The 25,308-nt window shown below is 68.8% G+C and carries 21 protein-coding genes and 1 pseudogene; 14 read left to right on the top strand and 8 right to left on the bottom strand.

All coding sequences use genetic code 11. The features are described from left to right. Window positions 1–195: 195 nt before the first annotated feature. The 3 genes and pseudogenes from ABH933_RS09680 to ABH933_RS09670 all read left to right on the top strand — a co-directional run bounded on the left by ABH933_RS09680 (window position 196) and on the right by ABH933_RS09670 (window position 8,091). Complete coding sequence (locus ABH933_RS09680) at window positions 196–1,524, top strand: RsmB/NOP family class I SAM-dependent RNA methyltransferase (RefSeq protein WP_429416083.1); 1,329 nt, start codon at window positions 196–198, stop codon at window positions 1,522–1,524. Between the two features lie 655 nt (window positions 1,525–2,179). Beyond that, window positions 2,180–6,421: pseudogene (locus ABH933_RS09675) on the top strand (Pls/PosA family non-ribosomal peptide synthetase); the annotation flags it as partial. 326 nt (window positions 6,422–6,747) lie between these two features. Then, complete coding sequence (locus tag ABH933_RS09670; RefSeq protein ID WP_429417753.1) at window positions 6,748–8,091, top strand: M1 family metallopeptidase; 1,344 nt, start codon at window positions 6,748–6,750, stop codon at window positions 8,089–8,091. 10 nt (window positions 8,092–8,101) lie between these two features. Here ABH933_RS09670 and ABH933_RS09665 read toward each other — a convergent pair whose 3' ends face one another. The 3 genes from ABH933_RS09665 to ABH933_RS09655 form a co-directional block, all read right to left on the bottom strand. Beyond that, complete coding sequence (locus ABH933_RS09665) at window positions 8,102–10,168, bottom strand: NAD(+) synthase (protein WP_429416080.1); 2,067 nt, start codon at window positions 10,166–10,168, stop codon at window positions 8,102–8,104. 73 nt (window positions 10,169–10,241) lie between these two features. Then, entirely contained in the window at window positions 10,242–10,568 is a 327-nt protein-coding gene (locus tag ABH933_RS09660) for a hypothetical protein (protein ID WP_429416077.1), read from the bottom strand. Continuing rightward, window positions 10,459–11,406, bottom strand: coding sequence for a UbiD family decarboxylase domain-containing protein (locus ABH933_RS09655; RefSeq protein ID WP_429416074.1), 948 nt, complete (start codon window positions 11,404–11,406; stop codon window positions 10,459–10,461). Before ABH933_RS09655 ends, ABH933_RS09660 begins: the two co-directional genes overlap by 110 nt. Before the next feature lie 425 nt (window positions 11,407–11,831). Here ABH933_RS09655 and ABH933_RS09650 point away from each other — a divergent pair, with 425 nt between their 5' ends. The 3 genes from ABH933_RS09650 to trxA all read left to right on the top strand — a co-directional run bounded on the left by ABH933_RS09650 (window position 11,832) and on the right by trxA (window position 13,227). Further along, the gene (locus ABH933_RS09650; protein ID WP_429416071.1) at window positions 11,832–12,299 is read left to right on the top strand and encodes a carboxymuconolactone decarboxylase family protein; all 468 of its coding nucleotides are present in this window, start codon (window positions 11,832–11,834) and stop codon (window positions 12,297–12,299) included. A 119-nt stretch (window positions 12,300–12,418) separates the two neighbouring features. Beyond that, window positions 12,419–12,886 (top strand): MerR family transcriptional regulator, encoded by a 468-nt coding sequence (locus ABH933_RS09645; RefSeq protein ID WP_429416068.1) that lies wholly within the window; start codon window positions 12,419–12,421, stop codon window positions 12,884–12,886. Continuing rightward, window positions 12,883–13,227: a thioredoxin gene (trxA, locus tag ABH933_RS09640; protein ID WP_215921031.1), complete on the top strand. Its 345-nt coding sequence runs from the start codon at window positions 12,883–12,885 to the stop codon at window positions 13,225–13,227. Before ABH933_RS09645 ends, trxA begins: the two co-directional genes overlap by 4 nt. A gap of 174 nt (window positions 13,228–13,401) precedes the next feature. On the opposite strand, the gene ABH933_RS09635 is transcribed toward trxA, so the two are convergent. Continuing rightward, a complete protein-coding gene (locus tag ABH933_RS09635; protein WP_215921117.1) occupies window positions 13,402–14,193 on the bottom strand; it encodes a SigB/SigF/SigG family RNA polymerase sigma factor in 792 nt (263 codons plus the stop codon). 195 nt (window positions 14,194–14,388) lie between these two features. Continuing rightward, window positions 14,389–14,811: an ATP-binding protein gene (locus tag ABH933_RS09630; protein WP_429416064.1), complete on the bottom strand. Its 423-nt coding sequence runs from the start codon at window positions 14,809–14,811 to the stop codon at window positions 14,389–14,391. A gap of 272 nt (window positions 14,812–15,083) precedes the next feature. On the opposite strand from ABH933_RS09630, the gene rpe reads away from it, so the two are divergent. After that, window positions 15,084–15,743 (top strand): ribulose-phosphate 3-epimerase, encoded by a 660-nt coding sequence (gene rpe, locus ABH933_RS09625; RefSeq protein ID WP_429417751.1) that lies wholly within the window; start codon window positions 15,084–15,086, stop codon window positions 15,741–15,743. On the opposite strand, the gene ABH933_RS09620 is transcribed toward rpe, so the two are convergent. After that, on the bottom strand, window positions 15,718–16,182 hold the full coding sequence (locus ABH933_RS09620) for a hypothetical protein (RefSeq protein ID WP_429416062.1): 465 nt from the start codon (window positions 16,180–16,182) through the stop codon (window positions 15,718–15,720). The two genes, rpe and ABH933_RS09620, sit on opposite strands and share 26 nt — an antisense overlap. Before the next feature lie 621 nt (window positions 16,183–16,803). Between ABH933_RS09620 and ABH933_RS09615 the strand changes: the two genes are divergently transcribed. The 7 genes from ABH933_RS09615 to ABH933_RS09585 all read left to right on the top strand — a co-directional run bounded on the left by ABH933_RS09615 (window position 16,804) and on the right by ABH933_RS09585 (window position 23,989). Then, window positions 16,804–17,424 carry a riboflavin synthase gene (locus tag ABH933_RS09615; RefSeq protein ID WP_429416059.1) on the top strand — a complete coding sequence of 207 codons (621 nt, stop codon included), beginning with the start codon at window positions 16,804–16,806 and terminating at the stop codon, window positions 17,422–17,424. Between the two features lie 76 nt (window positions 17,425–17,500). After that, on the top strand, window positions 17,501–18,751 hold the full coding sequence (locus ABH933_RS09610; RefSeq protein WP_429416056.1) for a bifunctional 3,4-dihydroxy-2-butanone-4-phosphate synthase/GTP cyclohydrolase II: 1,251 nt from the start codon (window positions 17,501–17,503) through the stop codon (window positions 18,749–18,751). Window positions 18,752–18,888: 137 nt separating this feature from the next. After that, on the top strand, window positions 18,889–19,368 hold the full coding sequence (gene ribH / locus ABH933_RS09605; RefSeq protein ID WP_429416053.1) for a 6,7-dimethyl-8-ribityllumazine synthase: 480 nt from the start codon (window positions 18,889–18,891) through the stop codon (window positions 19,366–19,368). A gap of 106 nt (window positions 19,369–19,474) precedes the next feature. Next, the gene (locus tag ABH933_RS09600) at window positions 19,475–19,858 is read left to right on the top strand and encodes a PH domain-containing protein (protein WP_429416050.1); all 384 of its coding nucleotides are present in this window, start codon (window positions 19,475–19,477) and stop codon (window positions 19,856–19,858) included. Window positions 19,859–20,166: 308 nt separating this feature from the next. Then, window positions 20,167–21,633, top strand: a complete 1,467-nt coding sequence (locus ABH933_RS09595) for an amino acid permease (protein ID WP_429416047.1) — start codon at window positions 20,167–20,169, stop codon at window positions 21,631–21,633. Between the two features lie 220 nt (window positions 21,634–21,853). After that, the gene (locus ABH933_RS09590) at window positions 21,854–22,369 is read left to right on the top strand and encodes a DUF4333 domain-containing protein (protein ID WP_429416044.1); all 516 of its coding nucleotides are present in this window, start codon (window positions 21,854–21,856) and stop codon (window positions 22,367–22,369) included. Window positions 22,370–22,519: 150 nt separating this feature from the next. After that, complete coding sequence (locus ABH933_RS09585) at window positions 22,520–23,989, top strand: amino acid permease (RefSeq protein WP_429416042.1); 1,470 nt, start codon at window positions 22,520–22,522, stop codon at window positions 23,987–23,989. Between the two features lie 13 nt (window positions 23,990–24,002). On the opposite strand, the gene ABH933_RS09580 is transcribed toward ABH933_RS09585, so the two are convergent. Next, entirely contained in the window at window positions 24,003–24,398 is a 396-nt protein-coding gene (locus ABH933_RS09580; protein WP_429416039.1) for a DUF3291 domain-containing protein, read from the bottom strand. 109 nt (window positions 24,399–24,507) lie between these two features. Next, window positions 24,508–25,308: an ABC transporter ATP-binding protein gene (locus ABH933_RS09575; protein ID WP_429416036.1), complete on the bottom strand. Its 801-nt coding sequence runs from the start codon at window positions 25,306–25,308 to the stop codon at window positions 24,508–24,510.

Raw genomic sequence — 25,308 nt, 5'->3', positions numbered from 1 at the left:
TCCGCCGGGCGTGGTGGGGCCCGAGCCGCCGGTCGTCGTGCCGATTCGGACCGGACGACGAGCGGAAACCGGTCCTCGGGTGACCGCGGCGGCGCCGGACGGCAGCGGGACGCGCGAAGCGGTGTGCGCGAGGGCGATTCGGGTCGGTCGCAGACTGGCCGGGGCGGCCGGGCGCGGGGTGGGCGGAACGCGAGTGTGGATGCGCCGCGGGAGGTGGCGCGGGATGTGTTGCGGGCGGTGCGGGAGCGCGATGCGTATGCGAATCTGGTTCTGCCCGCACTGCTTCGGGAGCGGAAGGTGTCGGGGCGGGATGCGGCGTTCGCGACCGAACTGGCCTATGGGGCATGCCGGTCGCTGGGGCTGCTGGACGCGGTGATCGCGGCGTGCGCGGGGCGGTCGATCGACGAGATCGACGGGCCGCTGCTCGATGTGCTGCGGTTGGGGGTGTACCAGTTGCTGCGCACCCGGGTTGGGGCGCACGCCGCGGTGAACACCTCGGTGGATCTGGCGCGCTCGGAAATCGGTTCCGGCAGGGCCGGTTTCGTGAATGCGGTGCTGCGCCGGGCGGCCGAGCGCGAACCGGACGAGTGGGTGCGGCAGTTGGCACCGCGGGATCCCTTGGGGCACATGGCCTTCGAATTCGCGCACCCGGTCTGGATCGCGCAGGCCTTCGCCGATGCGCTGGGCGCCGAGGCCGGGGAGCTGCGTGAGCTGCTGGCCGCCGACGACGAGCGGCCCGCGGTGCACCTGGTGGCCCGGCCGGGCGCGATCACCGCCGAGGAACTGGCGCTGGTCACCGGCGGCGAGGAGGGCCGCTGGTCGCCCTACGCGGTGTACCTGGACGGCGGCGATCCGGGCGCCCTGGAACCGGTGCGCGAGGGGCTGGCGGGGGTGCAGGACGAGGGCAGTCAGCTCGTCGCGCTGGCGCTGACCCGCGCGGAGTTGCTCGGTCCCGATGCCGGTCGCTGGCTCGATCTGTGCGCGGGCCCCGGCGGTAAGGCCGCGCTGCTCGGCGCGCTGGCCGACATCGACGGATACCGGGTGGACGCGGTCGAACCCGCCGAGCACCGGGCGGAGCTGGTGCGTACCGCGACCCGCGACCTGCCGGTGACCGTGCATGTCGCCGACGGCCGCGACAGTGGTCTCGCGCCCGGCTACGACCGCATCCTGGTGGACGCGCCCTGCACGGGCCTGGGCGCGCTGCGCCGCCGCCCGGAGGCGCGCTGGCGGCGCACCCCGGCCGATGTGCGTGAGCTGACCACGCTGCAGCGGGAATTGCTCACCGCCGCATGGGATCTGCTGCGACCGGGCGGCGTCGTCCTGTACTCGACCTGCTCGCCGCATCTCCCGGAAACCGTTGCGGTGGTATCGGATGCGGTCCGCCGCACCGGGGCCGAGCAGCTCGACACCCGCGAGCTGCTTCCGGGCGTCACCGACATCGGCGCGGGTCCCGGCGCGCAGCTGTGGCCGCACCGGCACGGTACGGACGCCATGTTCATGGCCGCACTACGCAAACCGCTGTAGTGGCGTCGCATCTTCGTACCGACGCGATGGGGCGGCGCGCGACTCGGTAGATCGTGGCGGTGCGTGCCGGCTGGCCGAGGCCCACCGCTACGGCGTCGATGCGACGTCCAGGCCGCACTACGCAGACCGCTGTAGTGGCGTCGCACCTTCGTACCGACGTGATGGCGAGGCGCGGGGCTCGGTAAATCGTGGCGGTGCGTGCTGCCCGGTCGGGGCTCACCGCCACCGCGTCGATGTGACGTCCAGGCCGCACTTCGCAAGCCGTTGTGGTGGAGCCGTGGTGGCATCCCGGCGGACCCGTGCGTCTCTGTCTTGCGGGTGATCGCGGAGCTACTGCTACGTCCGGTTCCCGGGGGTGCGCGGCGCGCCCCGCGGCGAGTGGTCCCGCTCACCCCGGCGCCCCTGTGCCACTGTCGTTGCAGGGAACTGGGAGAATGGCGTCGGCGGATCGCCCGGTTCGCCTCCGCGGAGCGGCGGAGATCCGGCGGCGGGCGAGACAAACGGCAGTGTCGCGTTTGCCCGCCGGTAACCCCGACGTGAGACAACGGATGGCGCCATGCGGGGGACGATTCGGAAAGGTGGAGGGTTGGTGACGCTTCAGTCGGCGGCCTCGGGGCCGGAGTTCTCGCGTGCGCGTGACCCGCAAGCCTCCCCGCTGCTGCGATCGGCCGATGCCGCCCCGGCGCGCACGCTGGTCGATATCCTGACCGAGACCGCGCGGTCTCATCCCGATGCGCCCGCCCTCGACGACGGCTCCGACGTCCTGACCTATGCCGAGTTGCTCGCCGAGATCGACGACACGGTGGACCGCCTGCGCGAGGCCGGCGTGCGCCCCGGCGACCGGGTCGGCGTGCGAATCCCGTCCGGCACCGCCGAGCTGTACGTGACGATCCTGGCCGTGCTGTTCGCCGGTGCCGCCTACGTCCCGGTGGACGCCGACGACCCCGACGAGCGCGCACAGCTGGTATTCGGCGAGGCACGGGTCGGCGCCATCGCGACCGCCGCCGGAATCGTCGCAACCACTCGTGGCCCGGCCAAGGCCGCGAACCCGGCCGGATCATCCAACTCGACCGCCGCCACGGTGACATCCGCGTCCGCCGTTGCCCGGTTGGAGTCCATTACCGGGAAGTCCGAGTCGGCCACTGCGGGCTCCGACTCGGCGGTCGCGCGGCTCGAATCCGCTGTTGCGCGGCTGGAGTCCGCCGCCGCGCGGCTCGAGTCCGCCGCTGCGGGGCCGGAATCCCCTGTTGCGCGGCCCGAATCTGCCGCTGCGGGACCTGAGTCCGCTGCCGCGAGCCTCGAATCCGTTGCCGGAATACGCGGTCTCGCCGCGACTACTCCCACTCGTGGCTCTGCGGAAGCCGTCCCCGACGGTGCTGCCTCGGGAACAGGTACCGGAGCAGACCCGGTGGCCGCGCACCCCGTCACGGAACCGGCCGCGAGTGCCGCCCGCCCGGACGACGGAACGTCCCCCACCCCCGCCGACGATGCGTGGATCATCTTCACCTCCGGCTCGACTGGCACGCCGAAGGGGGTTGCCGTCACCCATCGCAACGCGGCCGCCTTCGTCGACGCCGAGGCGCGGATGTTCCTGCGGAACAATCCGATCGGCCCCGGCGACCGGGTGCTGGCCGGGCTGTCGGTGGCCTTCGATGCTTCGTGCGAGGAGATGTGGCTGGCGTGGCGGCACGGCGCCTGCCTGGTTCCCGCGCCGCGGGCGCTGGTGCGCAGCGGCATGGACCTGGGACCGTGGCTGGTGCGCCGCGAGATCAGCATCGTCTCGACCGTGCCGACCCTGGCCGCGATGTGGCCCGCCGAGGCGCTGGATGCGGTGCGGCTGTTGATATTCGGGGGCGAGGCCGTCCCGCCGGACCTGGCCGAGCGGCTCGCGGGTGCGGGGGGCAGGGAGGTGTGGAACACCTACGGGCCCACCGAGGCCACCGTCGTGGCCTGTGCCGCGCTGCTGACCGGCCGGGGGCCGGTGCGGATCGGGCTGCCCCTGGACGGCTGGGATCTGGCCGTCGTCGACCCGGCCGGAAAGCCGGTGGGGGAGGGCGAATCCGGAGAGCTCGTCATCGGCGGCGTCGGCCTCGCCCGCTACCTGGATGCGGCGAAGGATGCCGAAAAGTATGCGCCCATGCCGACTCTCGGCTGGGCGCGGGCCTACCGCAGCGGCGACCTGGTCCGCAACGAGGCCGCCGGGCTGATCTTCCTGGGCCGCGCCGACGATCAGGTCAAGATCGGCGGTCGGCGCATCGAACTCGGCGAGATCGATACCGCGCTGCAGAATCTGCCCGGCGTCAGCGGGGCCGCAGTCGCGGTGCGAACCACGCAGGCGGGCAACAAGATTCTGGTCGGTTACGTCGCCAGCGCGGACCCCGACTTCGATCCGGTCAAGGCGCGCGCCCTGCTGGCCGATCAGCTTCCCGCCGCGCTGGTACCGCGCCTGGCGGTGCTGGACGAGCTACCCACGCGGACCTCGGGCAAGGTGGACCGTAACGCGCTGCCCTGGCCGCTGCCGGGCAGGTCCCCGGACACGGATGCGGCCGCCGATCTCGACGGCACCGCGTACTGGCTCGCCGGACTGTGGAATTCGATCCTCGGCGCGGAGGTCTCGGGACTCGACGCGGACTTCTTCGATCTGGGCGGCGGCTCACTGTCCGCGGCGCAGCTGGTGACCGCGCTGCGCGAACGCTTCCCTGAGGTGACAGTCGCGGACCTCTACGACCATCCGCGTCTGGGCGCACTGGCCGAGTGGCTCGACGCCGCGGCGCCGGCGGCCGTCGTGGAGACCCGCACCGTGAAACCCACACCGCGCCTGGCCCAGTGGGCGCAGATACTGGCCGGGGTCCCGCTGACCACCCTGACCGGCCTGCAGTGGCTCACCTGGCTGGGCATCGTGTCGAACATCGCGGCCCGATCCCACGCGCTGCGGTGGCTGCCGGAGCTGTCCTGGTGGTGGCTGCTGGCCGGATTCGTCCTGTTCATCACGCCGATCGGCCGGATGGCGATCTGTGTCGCGGGTGCGCGGGTGCTGTTGCGGGGCGTGCGGCCCGGCAGCTATCCCCGCGGCGGCGCGGTGCATCTGCGGCTGTGGGCGGCGGTGCGCCTGGCCGAGGCCAGCGGCGCGGAGAATCTGTCCGGCGCGCCGTGGATGGTGCCGTTCGCGCGCGCCCTGGGTGCCCGGATCGGCCGGGGCGTGGATCTGCACACGCTGCCGCCGGTGACCGGCATGCTGGAGCTGGGCGACGGCTGCAGCATCGAGCCGGAGGTGGATCTGGCCGGGCACTGGATCGACGGCGACCTAGTGCACATCGGTGCCATCCGCGTGGGTGCGGGAGCGGTCATCGGCGCGCGCTCGACGCTGCTGCCCGGCGCGGTGGTCGGCAAGAACGCCGTCGTCGCGGCCGGTTCCGCGGTGTTCGGCAGGGTGAAGGCCGGGCAGGAGTGGGCCGGTTCGCCCGCGGTCAAGGTCGGCAAGGCCGAGTACCCGTGGCCCCCGCGCACGCCGGCCCGGGCCGCGCACTGGGTGGTGGCGTTCGGCCTGACGTCGATGGCGCTGGCCGCCCTGCCGATCCTGGGCCTGGCATCCGGCGGCGCCCTGCTGGTCTGGTGGATTCGCGATGATCGCACCACCGCGGGCGCCCTGGGCCACGCGTTCGCGCTGCTGCCGGTCGCCACGCTGGTCAGCCTCGGAGTGTTCGCGGTGGTGACGGTCGTGGCCGTCCGGCTGCTGAGCATCGGCCTGTCCGAGGGGTATCATCCGGTCCGCAGCCGGGTCGGCTGGCAGGTGTGGGCCACCGAACGGCTGATGGACTCCGCGCGAACCTTCCTGTTCCCGCTGTATGCCAGCCTGCTGACCCCGGTCTGGCTGCGGCTGCTGGGCGCCGATATCGGGCGCGGCGTGGAGGCGTCGACGGTCCTGCTGATCCCGAAATTCACCACCGTCGCCGATGGCGCGTTCCTGGCCGACGACACCATGATCGCCAGTTACGAACTCGGTGGTGGCTGGATGCGCATCGGCCGGGCGAAGGTCGGCAAGCGCGCCTTCCTGGGCAACTCCGGCATGACCGCGCCCGGCCGCCGCGTGCCGAAGAACGGCCTGGTGGCGGTGCTCTCGGCCGCCCCGGAGAAGGCCAAGGCGGGTTCGTCGTGGCTGGGCAGCCCGCCGGTGCGGTTGCGGCGCACGGCCGGTGGCTCGGACACCACGCGGACCTTCGATCCGCCGCTGCGGCTGAAGGTGGCCCGCGCCGTCGTCGAGACATGCCGGCTGATTCCGGTGATGGTGACCTTCGGGATCGGCCTCGGGGTGCTGTTCGCGCTGGCCTGGACCGCGTCCCGGATCGGCTACTGGTGTGCCGCACTGATTTCGGGTCTGGTGCTGCTGGCCGCCGGCGCCTTGGCGGGCGCGCTCGCGGTGGCGGCGAAGTGGGTGATCGTCGGCCGGATCGAGACGGTCGATCGCCCGCTGTGGAGCTCGTTCGTCTGGCGCAACGAGGTCTCGGACGCCTTCGTGGAAACCGTTGCGGCGCCGTGGTTCGCGCGCGCGGCCACCGGCACCGCGGTGATGAACATCTGGCTGCGCGGGCTGGGCGCCTCGATCGGGCGCGGGGTGTGGTGCGAATCGTATTGGCTGCCCGAGGCCGATCTGGTGACGCTCGGCGACGGTGCGACCGTGGAACGTGGATGCGTCGTGCAAACACATCTGTTTCATGATCGGATCATGTCCATGGACACGGTGACACTCGAGGCGGGCGCGACGCTGGGCCCGCATTGCGTCGCGCTGCCCGCCGCACGGATCGGTGCGGGCGCGACGGTCGGCCCGGCCTCGCTGGTGATGCGCGGCGATACGGTGCCGGATTCGACACGCTGGCAGGGCAATCCGATCGCGCCGTGGCCGAGTCGGGAGCGCAGGACCGGCAGGGGCAGTGCTGATGGCGCGCCGTGGACGAGTCGGGAGGGCAGGACCGGCAGGGGCGGTGCTGATGGCGCGCCGTGGACGAGTCGGGAGGGCAGGACCGGCAGGGGCGGTGCTGATGGCGCGCCGTGGACGAGTCGGGAGGGCAGGACGGGCAGGGGCAGTGCTGATGGCGCGCCGTGGACGAGTCGGGAGGGCAGGACCGGCAGGGGCAGTGCTGATGGCGCGCCGTGGACGAGTCGGGAGGGCAGGACCGGCAGGGGCAGTGCTGATGGCGCGCCGTGGCAGGATCGTCGAGGGCGCTGATGATGGCGGACAAGTTCTACCTTCCACCCATCGATGAGTATCTGCCGCAGAACGGAAATCGTGGCTACCGGATTTCCCGGTACGAGCTGGAACTGGTCTACAAGGTGGCCAGTAACCGGCTCAGCGGCCGTGCCTCGATCACCGCGGTGACGACCGCCGTGCAGCCCCGCTACGCGCTGGACCTGTCCCAGGCCCTCGGCGTGTCCAAGGTATTCGTGAACGGGGCCAAGGCCGCGAAGTACACCCATCAGAGCGGCAAGCTCACTGTCACACCGGCGCAGAAGATTCCGGTCGGGGGCGTCCTGTCGATCGTCGTGCAGTATGCGGGCACCCCGCTGCCGGTGCGCGGCCCGTGGGGCGAGGTCGGCTGGGAGGAGCTGACCGAGGGCGCGCTGGTGGCCAGTCAGCCCAACGGCGCGGCCTCCTGGTTCCCGTGCGACGATCACCCCAGTTCCAAGGCCAGCTACCGGATTTCGATCACCACCGACTCGCCGTACTATGCCGTGGCCAACGGCACGCTGGTGCGCAGGCAGACCAAGGCCAGTCAGACGACCTGGGTGTACGACCAGACCGAGCCGATGTCCAGCTATCTGGCGACGATCCAGATCGGTCCGTACCACAAGTACCGGGTCGGCTCGGTGCACGAGGACGTGCCGATGCACGCGATCCTGCCGTCGCGGCTGCGCGCGAATTTCGACCACGATTTCGCCCGCCAGCCGGAGATGATGGCGGAGTTCCGGAATCGCTTCGGGCCCTATCCGTTCGGGGCGTACACGGTGGTTGTCACCGACGACGATCTCGAGATACCGATCGAGGCGCAGGGCATCTCGATCTTCGGCGCGAATCACTGCGACGGGCGCCGGGGTGCCGAACGCCTGGTCGCGCACGAGCTGGCCCACCAGTGGTTCGGCAACAGCCTGACCGTGCAGCAGTGGCGCGACATCTGGCTGCACGAGGGTTTCGCCTGCTACGCCGAATGGATCTGGTCCCAGGCCGGTGGCGGGCCCAGCGCGGATCAGCTCGCGCGTGCCGCGCGGCAGAACCTGTCGCGGGCGCCCCAGGACATCGTGGTGGGCGATCCCGGGCCGGCGCTCATGTTCGACGACCGGGTCTACAAGCGCGGCGCGCTGACCCTGCACAGCCTGCGCCTGACCCTGGGCGACACGGGTTTCTTTGCGCTGCTGCGGGATTGGACCTCGCGGTACCGGCACTCGACGGTCACCGCCGAGGAATTCGCCGACCTGGCGGGACATTACAGCGCCGTCTCGCTGCGGCCGCTGTGGGACCGCTGGCTCTACGAGCGCCCGCTGCCCGAGCTGCCCGCCGTCGGGGCGGCGGGATAGCTCGTCACGCTCAGGGCACGTTCCGTTCGAGTTCGTCGAGCCAGGCCGTGGCGACGGCGTCGCTGGGCGCGCGCCAGTCGCCGCGCGGCGAGAGCGAACCGCCCGAACCCACCTTCGGCGCGTTGGGCAGGGTCGAGCGCTTGAACTGGCTCGTCTGGACGAACCGGCGCAGGAATTCCGCGAGCCAGTGCTTGATCGCGGGCAGGTCGTATTCGTGGCGGTCGGCGGCCGGGATCAGATCCGGCCACGGCCCGCGGGTGCGGTCGGACCAGGCGTGCCGGGCCAGGTAGGCGATGCGGCTGGGGAGATAGCCGAAGCGCAGCAGGTAGTACAGGTGGAAGTCCTGTAGCTCGTACGGACCCACGACCGCCTCCGAGCTCTGCCCGGGTTGAGTCGAATCGTCCTGTGCGTCACCGAAATCGAAGGGAACCAGCTCCGGTGAGATCTCGGTGTCGAGGATCGAGCGCAGCACCTCGTCCGCCTCGGGGCCGAGATCACCCGTGTCCACGGTCCAGGCGATGAGGTACTTGATGAGCGTCTTGGGCACCGACGCGTTGACGCTGTAGTGCGACATGTGATCGCCCACGCCGAAGGTGCACCAGCCCAGCGCGAGCTCGCTCAGATCGCCGGTGCCCAGCACGATCGCCCGGTGCCGGTTGGCCAGCCGGAACAGATGCGAGGTACGCTCGCCGGCCTGCACATTCTCGTAGGTGACGTCGTACTGCGGAATCCCCTGCGCGGCAGGGTGTTCGAGGTCGTGCAGCATCTGGGTGGCCGAGGGGCGAATGTCGATCTCGTGCGCCGAGACGCCCAGGGCCCGCATCAGCCGATGCGCATCGGTCGATGTTCGTGTGCCGGTCGCGAATCCGGGCATCGTGTAGGCGAGCACATTCGCCCGGGGCAGCCCCAGCCGGTCCATCGTCTTGACCGCGACGATCAGCGCCAGCGTCGAGTCGAGCCCGCCCGAGACCCCGATCACCACCCGCTCGGATCCGATCGCCGCCAGCCGGGTGGTCAGGCCGGCAACCTGAATGTGGTGCACCTCGGCGCAGCGCTCGTTGCGCACCGCGGGATTCGCGGGCACGTAGGGGAATCGGGGGATGTGCCTGCGCAATTCGACCGGGCGGGTGGGCACCGGCAGCTCGGCCTCGATCCGCCGCATGCCCGCCAGCCGCTCGCGATGATCGTGCACGGTGTCGGCGAAGCTGGTCATCCGCAGCCGGTCCGCGGCCAACCGGCGCAGGTCGATGTCGGCGGTTACCAGCTGCGGGTGATCGGCGAAACGCTCACCCTCGGCGAGCAGTTCGCCGTTCTCGCTGACCAGCGCCTGCCCGTCCCAGGCCATATCGGTGGTCGACTCGCCGTATCCCGCAGCCGAATACAGGTACGCCGCGACGTAGCGCGCCGCATGCGAGGCGCACAGCTGCCGCCGGTAATCGGCCTTGCCGACGACGATATTGCTCGCCGACAGATTCACCAGTACCGTCGCCCCAGCCAGGGCCGCGAAACCGCTGGGCGGCAGGGGAACCCACCCGTCCTCGCAGATCTCCAGATGGAAGACGAAACCCTCGACATTCATCGCCGTGAACAGCAGATCGGCCCCGAACGGAACCCGCTGCCCGGCAATGGTGATGTGGTCGTCCAGGGCCTCGCGCGCCGCGGCGAACTGCCGCTTCTCGTAGAACTCCCGATAGTTGGGCAGATAGCTCTTGGGCGCCGCGCCCAGGATCCGGCCGCGCGCGATCACGATGCCGCAATTGAACAGCCGCCCCTGCGCGCGCACCGGTGCGCCCACCACCAGCACGGTATCGATCCGGATGCTCTCGTCGACCAGCCGGCGCAGGGCCCGATCGACCGCATGATCCAGCGCGTCCTGATGAAAGAGGTCGTCCGCGGTGTAGGCCGACAGCCCGAGCTCGGGAAAGACGGTGAGCACCACCCCGTCGGCCGCCGCGCGCCGAGCCAGCTCGAGCGTCTGCTCGGCGTTGTACGCCGGATCGGCGACTCGCACCGGCGGCACGGCCACCGCGACCCGGGCGAACCCGTGCCGGTAGAGCGAATCGAAGGGCAGCTGCACACCATCGCCTTACTCGCGGTCCGGTGATCATGGTCGCCCTGAATCTACGGCACCGCCGCCCGGATCACGGTGCTTACCGATAGCCGTACCGGCTCCAGCCCTCCAGCACCCGCTGCTGGATTTCGGCGGGCCAGCCGTTCTCGAAGCTGCCCTTGGCGGGGCGGCGTTCGGCCGGGTAGAGGTCGGCGAGCAGGCAGTTGTAGATGACCTTGCCCGCGCTGAATCCGTGCTGCTCGTCCTCGGACAGATAGATGGCGAGCGGGTCGGTGAGCTTGCGGGGGTAGTGGAATTCACCGCGGTCGATGTCGGGGTGGGAGCGGGTGGCGAACGCCCAGACGACCTCGGCCAGGTTGGTGATGTCGACGTCGTCCTCGACGACCAGGGTCTTGGGGGCGTGCACGGCGGCGGGGCCGCCGAGCAACCACATCGGCGATCTTGGCCACCAGCTCTTGGGAGGCCAGGCCGGTGGTCTCGTGCCAGTCCCGGTGCACGGCGAGGGTGAGCCAGTGCAGCGCGGCCTCGGGGTTGTACCAGGCCGACGCGATGGGTAGTCCGGCCTCGCGCAGCAGGTGCAGAATTTCGGCGGCCGAGGCGGTGCCGGTGACGGTGTCGTCCTCCTCGACCGGTGGCCCGGCGGCCACGACGGGCAGAATCGCATTGTCGCGGTGAGTGATCGCGGTGACGTGCAGGACGGCCTTCGGCGAGGTCTCCGTCGCGTTGTAGCCGGGGTACTCGTTGAACGGCCCCTCCGGGACGGTCTCCTCGATGGCAACGTAACCCTCGATGACGATCTCCGCCGTGGCCGGGACGAGCAGGTCGACGGTTTCCGCGGGCACCACCTCGATGCCCTCGCCGAATACCGCTCCCAGGTAATGGCTTTCGTCGACCCCCTGGGGCAGCGGCATGCCGCTGACGATCGGCAGGCCGGGCTCGACGCCGAGGGCCACCGCGATCGGCATGGGCTCACCGGCCTCGATCCACCGTGAGCGGATGATGCCGATCTGCTGGGTGCGCGGCAGCAGGCAGGCGAGGCTGGACCTGTCGTGGATCATCATGCGATTGATCGACCAGTTGGTCCAGGAACCGTCCGGAGTCTTCACGATGTTGGCGCCGAAGGTCTGGATGTAGCGCCCGCCGTCGTTGCCGTGAATCCAGGGTGTGGGAAATTTCAGCAGGTCGATGTCGTCGCCGAGCATGATGTTCTGCTTGCAGGGCGCCTCGGCCCGCTCGACCACCACCGGTTCGATGCCGGGTTTGGTGCGCGCGTCGGCCAGAGCGGAGTGTAGATGGCATGAATTCCCATGTGGGACAACCCTTTCGCGAGAGCAAGGTGGCCGTGCTGCACGCCGCGCGGCACCCTCTCGGTGATCTTGCCGGACGCCCAGCGACCTTCCCAGAGACGAATCGCGCCGAGATGGGACAGAACGCGACAGCACCGATCGCGGTTCCCGATGGCACTCGCGGCCGACGAATTCGTGTGTTCCACCCGAAAACCGCGGTCGGCCGCCGGCTACGCGGACGCGCGCTCGGTCCGCCGCGCCACCCGCCGCTGGACCGGGTGAGACGCACGTCTCACCCGGCGATTTCGGTGCGGTGTCACACCGCGGCCGGCCGCCTCGTCAACCTCGTGAAGCCCGATCGACACGAGAGAATTGAGAAGACAATGACCCGTTTCGCGCTGTACGAGAACGAAGTTGCCGCCAAGTACAACAAGCGCCTGGTGACCGCCGCGCGCGTTATCGACGAGTCCGCGCTGCCCAAGGCCACGCAGGAGCTGGTGAAGATTCGTGCCTCGCAGATCAACAACTGCGGGATGTGCCTGGACATGCACACCAAGGATGCCGCGCACGCCGGTGAGACCGCGGTGCGGCTGGCCATGGTCGCTGCCTGGCGCGAATCGAAGGTGTTCAGCCCGGCCGAGCGGGCCGCCCTGGCGCTGACCGAGGAGGGCACCCGCCTGGCGGACAACGGCCGCGCGATCTCCGAGGACACCTGGGCCGAGGTTCGCGACAGCTACGACGACGACCAGATCGGCGCGCTGATCTCGCTGATCGCGACGATCAACGCCTGGAACCGGCTGAACGTCATCTCGGGCCAGATCGGCGGGGAGTACGTGCCCGGCCGGTGGTGACCCCGGTACGCCATCCCGGGAATGCCGGACGCCTCTTCTTGCCTTGACATCGACGTCAACCTTTAGCGTCGAATCCGGATCCGCAGCGCACCCGCGGGCGGGCCGAGGAGAGGACCGGAATGCGGATCGGAGAGCTTGCCGAACTGGCGTCGACGACCCCGCGCGCCCTGCGCTATTACGAGTCGCGGGGTCTGCTGACCGCGCGCCGGGACAGTAGCGGGTACCGCAGCTACGACGAGGCCGACCTGGCGATTCTGCGTCAGATCCGCACCCTGCAGGACTGCGGATTCGACCTGGAGGAGATCCGTCCGTTCGTGGACTGCCTGCGGGCCGGACATCCGAGCGGGGACTCGTGCCCCTCCTCGGCGGAGGTCTACCGGCACAAGCTCGGCGAGCTCGACGAGCTGATCGGGCAGTTGCAGGGTGTCCGGAACTGGATTCTCGGCCGGCTCGAGGATGCCGCGGACCGGGCCGCGCCGTCCACGCCGGGCCGGTCGCCGCGGTGCGAGTTCACCGCCCCCGCTACGCGGATCCAGGTCCACGGCCGCAATCCCGCGGCCGCGTCGAACAAGGGAGATCCCCAGTGACACACACTGTTTCGCCGACCACCGTCACCACGGTCACCGACGCGACCTTCGCCGCCGCGGTGCTCGAATCGCCGCTGCCGGTGCTGGTCGATTTCACCGCCCACTGGTGCCCGCCCTGCCGCATGATCGCCCCGGTACTGGCCGAGATCGCCGCGGAGCACGCCGATCACCTGGCCGTAGTGCAGCTGGACGTCGACGAGAACCCGACCACCAGCGCGGCCTACGGCGTGCTCTCCATGCCCACACTGGTGCTCTTCCGCGACGGTAAACCGGTCCGCACCCTCGTCGGTGCGAGGCCCAAGCGCCGTTTGCTCAGCGAGCTCGCCGATATCCTGCCCTGAGCGGCTACGTCGACCGCGACACCTGTGGTGCTGGTCCGGGCGACAGCTGATTTCGTCAGCACGGTCGTAGCTCGCCGGGAACGGGCCCACCCTGAGTGAGCCGTCAACCGGCGGCCCGACGAGCAGGTCGAGTGGCAAGTAACGGCACGCTGAAGTTCCGGGGAGGCGGGACAGTTACTCGCGGCTGGACTGCTCACGCAGGCGGGCAAGGGTTTTCGCGAGGATGCGCGACACATGCATCTGCGAGATGCCCATGCGCTGGGCGATTTGCGTCTGGGTCATGGATTCGAAGAAGCGCATGGTCAGGATGCGGCGCTCGCGCTCGGGCAGCCCGGCCAGCAGGGGACGGATCGCCACGTACTCCTCGACCCGGTCGAACTGGGACTCCTCTTCGCCGAGGGTGTCCAGCAGCGAGGCCTCGGTATCGCGGCCCACGGAGACCGCATCGATCGAACTGGGCTGGTACGCGTTGCCCGCGATGACCGCCTGGGTCACCTCGTCCGGATCGATCTCGAGTTCGGCGGCGATCTCCTTGGCGGTAGGGGAGCGGCCCAGCGACTGCGACAGCGCGTCGATCGCGGAGCCGATCCGCAGGTGAGTTTCCTTGACGCGCCGGGGAACTCGCATCGCCCACGTGTTGTCGCGGAAGTAGCGCCGCACCTCCCCCATGATCGTGGGCACCGCGAAGGACAGGAAATTCGAGCCGCGGGAGATGTCGAACCGGTCGACCGCGTGGACCAGTCCGACGCGCGCGACCTGGGTGAGATCGTCGAAGGGCTCGCCTCGCCCGCTGAATTTGCGGGCGATGTGATCGGCCAGGGGAATGCAGCGGCTGATCAGCTGGGTGCGTAGCTCGCCGTGCCGGGCGCTGCCCGCCTCGGTCGCGGCCAGCCGCTCGAAAAGGATTGCGACATCGTCGTATCCGGAGACGGACTCGGTCACCTCCGCGACCTCGTCGGCGGCCACCTCGTCCTCGGGCGCCTCCTCGGTCTCGTCGACCTCGTCGCGGCGGGTCTCGCCGTCGGCCTCGGCCTTCGGGTCGGCGGGACCCGTCGCGCCGACCTCGCCACCCGGATTTATCCCGGGTGCCGGGTGCGGGGTCTGCACGTCGTTTGCGGGGAGAGCGTCATCGGATTCGAACACGGTGTCCTCGTCGGCCACTTATGCCTTCCCCCGGGCCCGGCGGAACTCGACGATCGTCGGGTAACCGGAGGCGGCCTCGTCGTGGGCCTCCTGGGTGGCATCGACCTCATCGGTGAGGGTGCGCAGCACATGCCAGCCGAAACTGCGCTGATCGGGCAGACCGGGCGCGGCGGCGACACCGCTCACGCGCACCAGGAGATCCTTGTCGCCCACGGTGAACCGGCACCGCAGCGTGCTGCCGGGGGCCGCCACAGCGATGAGCGTCGAGCACGCCTCGTCGACCGCAAGCCGGATGTCCGCCACCTCGTCGAGGGTGAAATCGCTGAGGAGAACGAGGGTTTCGGCGAGCCCGCGCACGATCGGCAGCTGCGACACGGTGGCCGCCACACCGATCTCCACCGGGGTGCCGCGCAGTCCCTGTTCCGCCGAAATGTTGATCACGCTGTGAAGGCTACCCAAATAATCGCGCCGCAATCGAATCCGTGCCCAAATTGCGGCGCGGACCCGCCGGTGCGGTCTGGGGGCCCGCCCGCGGAACGCGCACGTCGGCCGCGGTGTCCCGGCCGCAATCCGTTGCGGTTCAGCCGGATCGATCCGGCCCCGCACCGGGCCCGGACGGCGTGCCCGGACCGTGATGCGGTGCCGCTACACTTCGCGCTGTGTCCGCGTCCTCTGATTCCAGCGCCGAGCCGTACTTCCGCCGTCCAGCACCGATGATCGCGCCGTCGATCCTGTCCGCCGATTTCGCCAATCTCGCCGCGGAGATGCGGGCGATCGAGGGCGCGGACTGGGTCCACGTCGATGTGATGGACAACCATTTCGTCCCGAATCTCACCCTCGGCATGCCGGTGGTCGAGAGCCTGCTGAAGGCGACGGACATCCCGCTCGACTGCCACCTCATGATCACCGATCCGGGCCGCTGGGCCCCGCCCTACGCGGAGGCCGGCGCCTACAACGTCACCTTCCACGCCGAGGCCACCGACGATCCGGTCGCGGTCGCCCGCGACATCCGCGCTGCGGGTGGCCGCGCGGGCCTGGCGATCAAGCCGAACACGCCCATCGAGCCGTATCTGCAGATGCTGGCCCATTTCGACACGCTGCTCGTGATGAGCGTGGAGCCGGGATTCGGCGGGCAGTCGTTCATCGCGCACGTGCTGGAGAAGGCGCGCGCGGTCCGCCGGCTCGTGGACGCCGGCGAGCTGAACCTCATCGTGGAGATCGACGGCGGCATCAACATGGACACCATCGAGCAGGCCGCCGAGGCGGGTGTGGACTGCTTCGTCGCCGGATCTGCGGTCTACGGGACCGCGGACCCGGCCGCGGCGATCGAGATCCTGCGCAAGCGCGCTAGTTCCGTTGTCGTGCCGCGCTGACGCGAGTGGCCTCGATCACCGCCTCCAGCGGCGGGACGGCATCGGCGGTTTCCGGCGCCTGAACCCAGGTGCGGTATCCGGTGCGCTCGTCGTCCGCCGAGGGCAGCACCACCTGGCTGCCGGCGCAGGCGACGGTCGCGTACAGCCGGAACAGCTCCGCCGAGATCGCCGTACTAAGGGAACCCGGCCGGGCCGGGCCGGTGATGAAGGTCCACCGCCGCGCGCGGGGATGGTGGACGACGGGCCCGGCGAGCCCGGCCTGCCGCAGCCGCTGGTGGACGCGTTCGCCGAGGTCGGCGGGCATAATGATCGCGCCGTAGCGCTGGCCGATATCGAGCAGGATGTGACGTGATGCCGGATCTATCGTTGCTGGCAGATGAAATTCGTGGCGATATTGAACGCAGCGAACTTCGAGTGTCGAATCGAGAAGCGTGGTCACGCCGCACCCCCTATCAGTATTGTTGTTCAACCTGGATCCGACCCGTGCGGGCCTCAACCTTCCGTCGGTTTGACTGTCCTGCGATTGCCGCGCCGCCGGGTGCGGCGACGTGGTGGAACGGTTCCGCTCTGAACTGCCTTGCGAGAGGTTGAATCCGGGGAGAAGTTGACCTCCGAGGATCAAACTGCATAACAATATTGCTTCCGATCGGTCCGCGACGCAAGCGTAATGTGTGAGCGCGTCGTGGGTGGGTAATACGTCATGTTGGGCCGTTTGCGCCTCGGTGAAATTCTTTTCCTGGGCTCGCGAAATTCGGACATAAATCGGTGCTTCTGGGCCTATCGGCGTTATAACCGCGATGCATCGCCGTTCTGTATCGGAATTACAGAGGCGTATTCAACGGCCGGGGGCCGGTTCGAGTCGTGACGTCCGCGTCTGTCCGAATTCGCCGGAGCCGCGGTATCGAAACGGGCGCGGAAACTCCGGCCCACTGCTGAGCAAGACTGCCCGCCATCGCGTTCCGGCCGCCTCGTTAGGCTGAGGGCACCGGTCCGGCGGGAATATCACCCGCGGTCCGGGCCGTTGGCGCAGACGAGCACCGGATGAGAAGGAGAAGCGGGCATGTTCACAGGCATCGTGGAGGAACTGGGCGAGATCGTTGCGGCCGAACCGCTGGCCGACGCGGCCCGGCTCACCATCCGCGGCAAGCTCGTGACCTCCGATGCCCGCCACGGTGATTCGATCGCCGTGAACGGGGTCTGCCTGACCGTCGTCGACGTCGTGGACGGCGACTGCTTCACCACCGACGTGATGGGCGAGACGCTCAACCGGTCCAGCATCGGCAAGCTCGATCTGGGCGCGCGGGTGAATCTGGAACGCGCCGCCGCGGTCGACAGCCGGCTGGGCGGGCACATCGTGCAGGGCCACGTCGACGGCACCGGCACCATCGTCTCGCGCGATCCGCAGGAGAACTGGGAGGTCGTGCGTGTCTCGGTGCCCGAGGGGCTGGCCCGGTACGTCGTGGAGAAGGGGTCGATCACCATCGACGGCATCTCACTGACCGTCTCGGGCGTCGGGGTGGACGACGCGGGCGAGCCGAGCCATCGCGACTGGCTCGAGGTATCGCTGATCCCCACCACCCGCCAGCTCACCACCCTCGGCGCCGCCCCGGTCGGCACCACGGTGAATCTCGAGGTCGACATCATCGCCAAGTACGTCGAGCGGTTGATGCAGCGCGGATAGATCGGGCGGCGCAGGGCAGCCGGGCCTCACACCGTATGTTTAGTGGGCAGCTATTTCGAGACGGAGCACAGCAGACGTGACCAGGTTCGACACCATCGAGCGCGCAGTCGCCGACATCGCCGCCGGTAAGGCGGTCGTCGTCGTCGACGACGAAGGCCGAGAGAACGAGGGCGACCTCATCTTCGCCGCAGAGAAGGCCACCCCCGAGCTGGTGGCCTTCATGATTCGCTATACCTCCGGCTACATCTGCGTGCCGCTGACCGGCCCCGACTGCGATCGCCTCGGCCTGCCGCCGATGTACGCGATCAACCAGGACAAGCACGGCACGGCCTACACGGTCTCGGTCGATGCGCGCGAGGGCGTCACCACCGGCATTTCCGCCGCCGACCGCGCCACCACCATGCGCCTGCTCGCGGATCCCGCCGCGACCACCGACAAGTTCAACCGCCCCGGGCACGTGGTTCCGCTGCGCGCCAAGGACGGCGGCGTGCTGCGCCGTCCCGGCCACACCGAGGCCGCGGTGGATCTGGCGCGCATGGCGGGGCTGAGCCCGGCCGGCGTGATCTGCGAGATCGTCAGCCAGAAGAACGAGGGCGACATGGCCCGCACCGAGGAGCTGCGGGTCTTCGCCGACGAGCACAAGCTGGCGCTGATCTCCATCGCCGACATGATCTCCTGGCGGCGCAAGCACGAGAAGCAGGTGGAGCGGATCGCGGAGGCCCGGATCCCCACGCCGTACGGCGAGTTCAGGGCCGTCGGCTACAAGAGCATCTATGACGATGTCGAGCACGTCGCGCTGGTGTACGGCGATCTGGGTGTCGACGACGGCGAAAACGTCCTGGTCCGAGTGCATTCCGAATGCCTGACCGGCGACGTGTTCGGCTCGCTGCGCTGCGACTGCGGCCCGCAGCTGCACGCGGCCATGGAGATGGTGGCCGCCGAGGGCCGCGGCGTGGTGCTGTACATGCGCGGGCACGAGGGCCGCGGCATCGGCCTGCTGCACAAGCTGCAGGCCTATCAGCTGCAGGACAGTGGCCACGACACCGTCGATGCCAATATCGAGCTCGGCCTGCCCGCCGATGCCCGCGACTACGGCACCGGCGCGCAGATCCTGGTCGATCTCGGCATCTCCTCGATGCGGCTGCTGACCAACAATCCGGCCAAGCGGGTGGGCCTGGACGGGTACGGCCTGAGCATCACCGAGCGGGTGCCGATGCCGGTGCGCGCCAATGCCGAGAACCTGCGCTACCTGCGTACCAAGCGCGACCGCATGGGACACGATCTGGTCGGCCTGGACGACCTGGACCTGGGCGAGACGGCGCACTAGCGGCAAACGGCCGTGCCGCGGGGCGCGGCGGGAAACTACACGGAGAGGCGGATCCAGCGCATGAGCGAGCTTGCGAGCGAATCATCGACACAGCGTGCACCGCGCACGACGGAGCCGAGCGTCAGCGAGGCGCAGTCGTGAGTGGCACCGGGGTACCGGACTTCGAGCTCGATGATGCGAAGGACCTGCGCATCGGCATAGTCGCCTCGCGGTGGCACACCACGATCTGCGACACCCTGCTGGCCAATGCCGAGCGGATCGCGCGCGACGCGGGCGTGCGGGAGGTCACCCTCGTGCGCTGCGCCGGGGCGATGGAGTTGCCGGTGGTCGCGCAGGCGCTGGCTCGCACTCACGACGCGGTGGTCGCGCTCGGCGTCGTGATCCGCGGTGAGACACCGCATTTCGAGTACGTCTGTGATGCGGTGACCGCCGGGCTGACCCGGGTCTCGCTCGACGAGGGCACGCCGGTCACCAATGGCGTGCTGACCGTGAACACCGAGGCGCAGGCCCTGGACCGGGCCGGGCTGCCCGATTCGGCGGAGAACAAGGGCGAGCAGGCGGCCGCGGCGGCCCTGGATGCGGCGCTGACCCTGCGGGCGCTGCGGCAGGCTGTCTGAACCGGTGGTGACTGTTCGAATGTCGAAACGCGAATCGCAGGACACCGCATGGGATCTGGAGGTGCGCCCGCATCGGGCGGTGCGCAACTCCCGCATTATCGCCGCGGTGATCGCGATCCTGTTCATTGCGGCGGGGGTGCTGTCGGGTCACAGCTCCACCGGGGTCAATTTCCGTGGCGCTGATCAGGCGGCGGTCATCGTGTTCGGGCTGTTGCTGGCCGGTGCGGTGCTGTTGCTGACCCGTCCGCGAGTCCGGGTGGGGGACAAGGGCGTGGTCGTGCGAAATATCTTGGGCGACACCGAGTTCCAATGGAAAGATATTCGCGGCATCTCGATCCCGGACAAGAAGGCCTGGGCCAGGCTTGAATTGGTCGGTGACGAGTACGTGCCGATGCTGGCCATCCGGATGAACGACGGCGATCGCGCCGCGAAGGCGATGGATCGCTTCCGTGAGCTCGGCGCGAAATACACCGCCGCGCAGGATAACTGATACTCCAGACAACGGTATCCGCCCGGTGAACTACGGGTGTCCTCCGGGTTGGCCGATCCGCTGGACCGTCTGTGCCGACGCGAGCTTGCGGTGTGGCGTGCGTATGCCGTAGTGCCGCAGGGTGTTTCGGGCGCCGGGGCGATGGCCTCCGGCGCGGCGAGTCGGGCGCCGGGGTGTCGTCCCGGAACCCCCTTGGTAATCACAAGGTTTCATCCTCCCCCTATTGGCGGCAGTGATCGCGCGCGGTTGGCGCTCGAGCGGGTAGGTTCGGCCTTCGACAAAACCACAGCGAAGGATTGAACCGTCACATGACCCGAGTACGGGACAAGGAATTCCTCGGCGCGGAAGAGAGTGGCTACCACAAGAGCCTCAAACCGCGTCAGCTACAGATGATCGCCATCGGCGGCGCGATCGGGACGGGACTGTTTCTCGGCGCCGGCGGCCGGTTGGCCAATGCCGGACCGGGCCTGTTCCTGGTGTACGGCGTGTGCGGTCTCTTCGTCTTCTTCATTCTCCGATCCCTCGGGGAGCTGGTGCTGCACCGGCCGTCCTCGGGGTCGTTCGTGTCCTACTCACGCGAGTTCTTCGGTGAGAAGGCGGCTTTCGTCGCGGGGTGGATGTACTTCCTGAACTGGTCGATGACCGGCATCGTGGATACCACCGCGATCGCCACGTATCTGCACTACTGGGGCGTGTTCCAACCGGTCGCGCAATGGTTGCTGGCGCTGATCGCGCTGGTGCTGGTGTTGGGCGTCAACCTGGTCTCGGTGAAGTGGTTCGGTGAACTGGAGTTCTGGGCCGCGCTGATCAAGGTCGTCGCGCTGGTGAGCTTCCTGATCGTGGGTGTGGTCTTCCTGGGTGGCCGCTTCAAGATCCAGGGACAGAGCACCGGTTTCAGCGTCATCAGTCATTCCCACGGCCTGTTCCCGACCGGGCTGCTGCCCCTGGTCACCGTCACCTCCGGCGTCATCTTCGCCTACGCGGCCGTCGAACTCGTCGGTACCGCCGCGGGTGAGACGGAGAATCCCGAGAAGATCATGCCGCGCGCGATCAACTCGGTGATCCTGCGAATCGGGCTGTTCTACATCGGTTCGCTGGTGCTGCTGGCGCTGCTGCTGCCCTACACCGCATACCACGCCGGCGTCAGCCCGTTCGTGACCTTCTTCGACAAACTCGGTGTGCCGCATGCGGGTTCGGTGATGAACTTCGTCGTGCTGACCGCCGCGTTCTCGAGCCTGAACGCCGGTCTGTATTCGACCGGGCGCATCCTTCGCTCGATGTCGATGAACGGCAGCGCGCCCACCTTCACCAGCCGGATGAGCAAGCGCGGCGTGCCCTACGGCGGCATCCTGCTGACGAGCGTGATCGCGCTGTTCGGCATCTGGCTGAACTACATCGTCCCGTCGCAGGCCTTCGAGATCGTGCTGAACATCGCCTCGCTGGGCATCCTGGCGTCGTGGGCCTCGATCGTGCTGTGCCAGCTGAAGCTGTGGAAGCTGTCCAAGGACGGGCTCGTGCAGCGCCCCGCCTACCGGATGTTCGGCGCGCCGTACACCGGCATCGCGGCGCTGGTGTTCCTGTTCGCCGTGGTGGTGATCACCGCGTTCGACTATCCGGACGGCACCTGGACGGTGGCCAGCCTGGTCGTGATCGTTCCGCTGCTGATCATCGGCTGGTTCGCCGCGCGGAAGAAGGTGATGGCCATCGCGCAGGAGCGCGAGGGGTACACCGGGGCGTACCCCGTCGTGGCGAACATTCCGGTCGACGGCGACTAGGTTCTTGCCGGACAACGGCGGGGTGGGTCCACGGACCCACCCCGCCGTCGTGTTCTGCGTGAAATGTGGCGCCGGACAGGGCGACCCCCCTTGCCATCAAGACAAGTGACCTGAGTCACATTGCGGACCGTGCGGTGGAACTGTCCGTTATGCCGTGATAGCTCTGTGGGATTCGGCCGCGAGCCCACTGGCGGCCATGCTGTCTCGAAGGGATCCGCGTATGCGTCGTCTGCTGCTTCTGCTGCCGATTTTGGTTGTCCTCGGCTGCTCGTCCTCGGGGCATTCGCAGGTCACCGACAAGGACGCCCAGGCGGCGATCGCGCGGCTGTTCACCAAGGATGCCGCGGAGTCTCCGGCGAACCCGTCCTGTGCCGGCACGCCCGCCACCGCGGTCGGCGCGAGCGTCAAATGCACGGCGAGCGACCGGTCGGGCGCGGCGTGGCCGATCACGGTGCGGGTCGCCAAGATCGAGGGCGGCATTCCGGACGTGGAGGCGGCGTTCGACGCCCCGGTGGTGACCATCGACGATGCCAAGACCAAGATCACCGAGACGTATCGGACCTATTCCCAGAACGATGTGGCCTCGATCGACTGCAAGGGCCTGCAGAAGCTTGCGGTCGACAGCACCCGCAAGTGCACGGTGAACGAGGTCGGCGGAAAGAGTGTGCCGGTGACCTTCCAGGTGTCCGCCGTGACGGGCGAGAAGTACTCGTACACAGTCAACATCGGCCAATAGGGTCAGCTACTTCCGTCCAAGCGAGTTCTGACGCCACTACCAGTATGATCATGCGGTAAGTGCCGGATCCGAGGTCGATGTGCGCCCCACCGCTATCGGCCAGGTAACCTCTGCCTTCGACAAAACCACAGCGAAGGATTGAACCGTCACATGACCCGAGTACGGGACAAGGAATTCCTCGGCGCGGAAGAGAGTGGCTACCACAAGAGCCTCAAACCGCGTCAGCTACAGATGATCGCCATCGGCGGCGCGATCGGGACGGGACTGTTTCTCGGCGCCGGCGGGCGGCTGGTCAGCGCGGGACCGGGCCTGTTCCTGGTGTACGGCGTCTGCGGCGTCTTCGTCTTCTTCATCCTGCGGGCGCTCGGCGAGCTGGTGCTGCACCGGCCCTCGTCCGGGTCGTTCGTGTCCTACGCCCGCGAGTTCTTCGGTGAGAAGGCGGCTTTCGTCGCGGGGTGGATGTACTTCCTGAACTGGTCGATGACCGGCATCGTGGATACCACCGCGATCGCCACGTATCTGCACTACTGGGGCGTGTTCCAACCGGTCCCGCAATGGATCCTGGCGCTGATCGCGCTGGTACTGGTGTTGAGCGTCAACCTGATCTCGGTGAAGTGGTTCGGCGAGTTGGAGTTCTGGGCCGCCCTGATCAAGGTCGTCGCGCTGGTGGGCTTCCTGCTGGTCGGCGCGGTTTTCCTGGGCGGCCGGTTCACGATCCAGGGACACAGCACGGGGTTGAGCGTGATCAGTCACGCGCACGGCCTGTTCCCGACCGGGGTGCTGCCCCTGGTCACCGTGACCTCGGGCGTCGTATTCGCCTACGCCGCGGTCGAATTGGTGGGTACCGCCGCGGGTGAGACGGAGAATCCCGAGAAGATCATGCCGCGCGCGATCAATTCGGTGATCCTGCGTATCGCACTGTTCTACATCGGTTCCCTGGTGCTGCTGGCGCTGCTGCTGCCCTACACCGCCTACTCGGCGGGTGAGAGCCCCTTCGTGACCTTCTTCGACAAACTCGGTGTGCCGCATGCGGGTTCGGTGATGAACTTCGTGGTGCTCACCGCCGCGTTCTCGAGTTTGAACGCGGGACTGTATTCGACCGGGCGCATCCTGCGCTCGATGTCCATGAACGGCAGCGCGCCCACCTTCACCGGCTGGATGAACCGTCGCGGCGTGCCCTTCGGCGGCATTCTGCTGACCAGTGTGATCGCGCTGTTCGGCATCTGGCTCAACTACCTCGTGCCCTCACAGGCCTTCGAGATCGTGCTGAACGTGGCCTCGCTCGGGATCCTCGCCTCCTGGGCGACGATCGTGCTGTGCCAGCTGAAGCTGTGGCGGCTGTGGCGGGGCGGTCGGATGGAGCGCCCGGCGTTCCGGATGTTCGGTGCGCCTTACACCGGCATTGCGACGCTGATCTTCCTGTTCGTCGTGCTGGTGATCACCGCGTTCGACTATCCGGTCGGCACCTGGACCGTCGCGAGCCTGGCGATCATCGTTCCGCTGCTGATCATCGGCTGGTTCGTCGTCCGGAAACGGGTGCTGGCCATCGCTCATCAGCGCGAGGGGTACACCGGCGAATTCCCCGTGGTGGCCAACATTCCCGTCGACGGCGAAAAATAGCTCCGGGCCGGGATCAGGATCCGGCGCGCTCGGCGGCCAGCCGCCGCTGCGCGTCGGACCACTCGATCGGTAGCTCCGTGGCCGGGGCCAACCAGAAGGTAAAGGTGGACTCGCGCATGACCTTTCGCTTGCGGGCGATGGTCGATTTGTGCGGCTCCGAGCCCGCATAGGCGGACAGCGCCTCCCGGTCGGACCAGGCCGACAGGGTCCAGAAGGTGCGCCGCAGCAGCTCGGCCTTGAGCGTAACGCCCAGCGCGCCAGGGGAATTGCGCGCCTGTTTGAGCAGGGACAGTGACGCCAGGAAGAATCCGGGCACCTGGTGCAGTGACTTCACCTCCAGGCGGGAGGCCATCACCTGAACCTGCGAGTCGATGGGCGGGTTGACGGTTATCCAAGGCACTGTGGGCATGATCCGGACCTTCGACGAGGGGGCGCAGGGTTGGCGTTGCCCTGCAAACATCGCACGTCCTCCCTATCTTGTCAATGGCAAGATAGGGAGCTGGTCCCGGTGCGGGCCGTTAGGCGTGCACGGTCCGGTCGCTGCGTACCTGCCAGCGGCCGTCGGTGCGGCTCAACCGGATCGGGTGGTCGAAGCAGGCGCTGATGTTCTCGCTGGTGAGCACCTCGCCGACCGGGCCCGTCGCGACGCAGCGCCCCTCGCGCAACAGCATGGCGTGCGTCGTGCCCGGAGGCAGCTCCTCGAGGTGATGGGTGACCAGCACCGAGGCGAGCTCGGGATGGGCAGCTTGCAAGCGATCGATCCGGTCGATGAGCTGTTCGCGGCCGGCGACGTCCAGGCCCGTGGCGGGCTCGTCGAGCAGCAGGAGCCGGGGATTGGGCATCAGCGCGCGGGCGATCAGGGCGCGGCCGCGCTCACCCTGGGACAGCGTGGGCCAGCGCGCCTCCCGGCGATGGGCCACGCCCAGCAGCTCGATCAGCCGGTCGGCCTCGGCGAGCTGGGCGGCGGTCGGGGTCCAGCGCTGCTGCAGATCGGTGGTGTTGGTCAGGCCCGTGAGCACGACCTCGTGCACGCGCAGCGGGTACGGCAGCGTGTGGCGCGGATCCACGTGACCGATCGCGGTGCGCAGCTCGCGCATGTCCACCCGGCCCAGGCGCCGGCCCAGCACCTCGACCGCGCCGCGGGTCGGGTGCTCGTACGCCCCGGCCATCTTCAGCAGCGTGGTCTTGCCCGCGCCGTTGGGGCCCAGCAGCGCCCAGTGCTCACCGGGGCGGACCGTCAGCGACACCTCGGACAGGATCGCGCTGCCGCCGCGGACGAAATCCACGGCGGTGACCTGGAGGATGGGGGACTCGACCAT

The organism is Nocardia sp. GP40 (assembly GCF_050434125.1).
GTDB lineage: Bacteria > Actinomycetota > Actinomycetes > Mycobacteriales > Mycobacteriaceae > Nocardia > Nocardia albiluteola.
Note: the sequence above shows the minus strand (reverse complement) of the source record. Positions and strands in the feature narration are given on the sequence as shown.

Coding starts and splice junctions, on each gene's coding strand:
- ABH933_RS09645 (WP_429416068.1), top strand. CDS start 12,419: ATGCGGATCGGAGAGCTTGCCGAACTGGCGTCGACGACCCCGCGCGCC.
- ABH933_RS09650 (WP_429416071.1), top strand. CDS start 11,832: ATGACCCGTTTCGCGCTGTACGAGAACGAAGTTGCCGCCAAGTACAAC.
- ABH933_RS09670 (WP_429417753.1), top strand. CDS start 6,748: ATGATGGCGGACAAGTTCTACCTTCCACCCATCGATGAGTATCTGCCG.
- ABH933_RS09590 (WP_429416044.1), top strand. CDS start 21,854: ATGCGTCGTCTGCTGCTTCTGCTGCCGATTTTGGTTGTCCTCGGCTGC.
- ABH933_RS09585 (WP_429416042.1), top strand. CDS start 22,520: ATGACCCGAGTACGGGACAAGGAATTCCTCGGCGCGGAAGAGAGTGGC.
- rpe (WP_429417751.1), top strand. CDS start 15,084: ATGATCGCGCCGTCGATCCTGTCCGCCGATTTCGCCAATCTCGCCGCG.
- ABH933_RS09580 (WP_429416039.1), bottom strand. CDS start 24,398: ATGCCCACAGTGCCTTGGATAACCGTCAACCCGCCCATCGACTCGCAG.
- ABH933_RS09615 (WP_429416059.1), top strand. CDS start 16,804: ATGTTCACAGGCATCGTGGAGGAACTGGGCGAGATCGTTGCGGCCGAA.
- ABH933_RS09595 (WP_429416047.1), top strand. CDS start 20,167: ATGACCCGAGTACGGGACAAGGAATTCCTCGGCGCGGAAGAGAGTGGC.
- ABH933_RS09575 (WP_429416036.1), bottom strand. CDS start 25,308: ATGGTCGAGTCCCCCATCCTCCAGGTCACCGCCGTGGATTTCGTCCGC.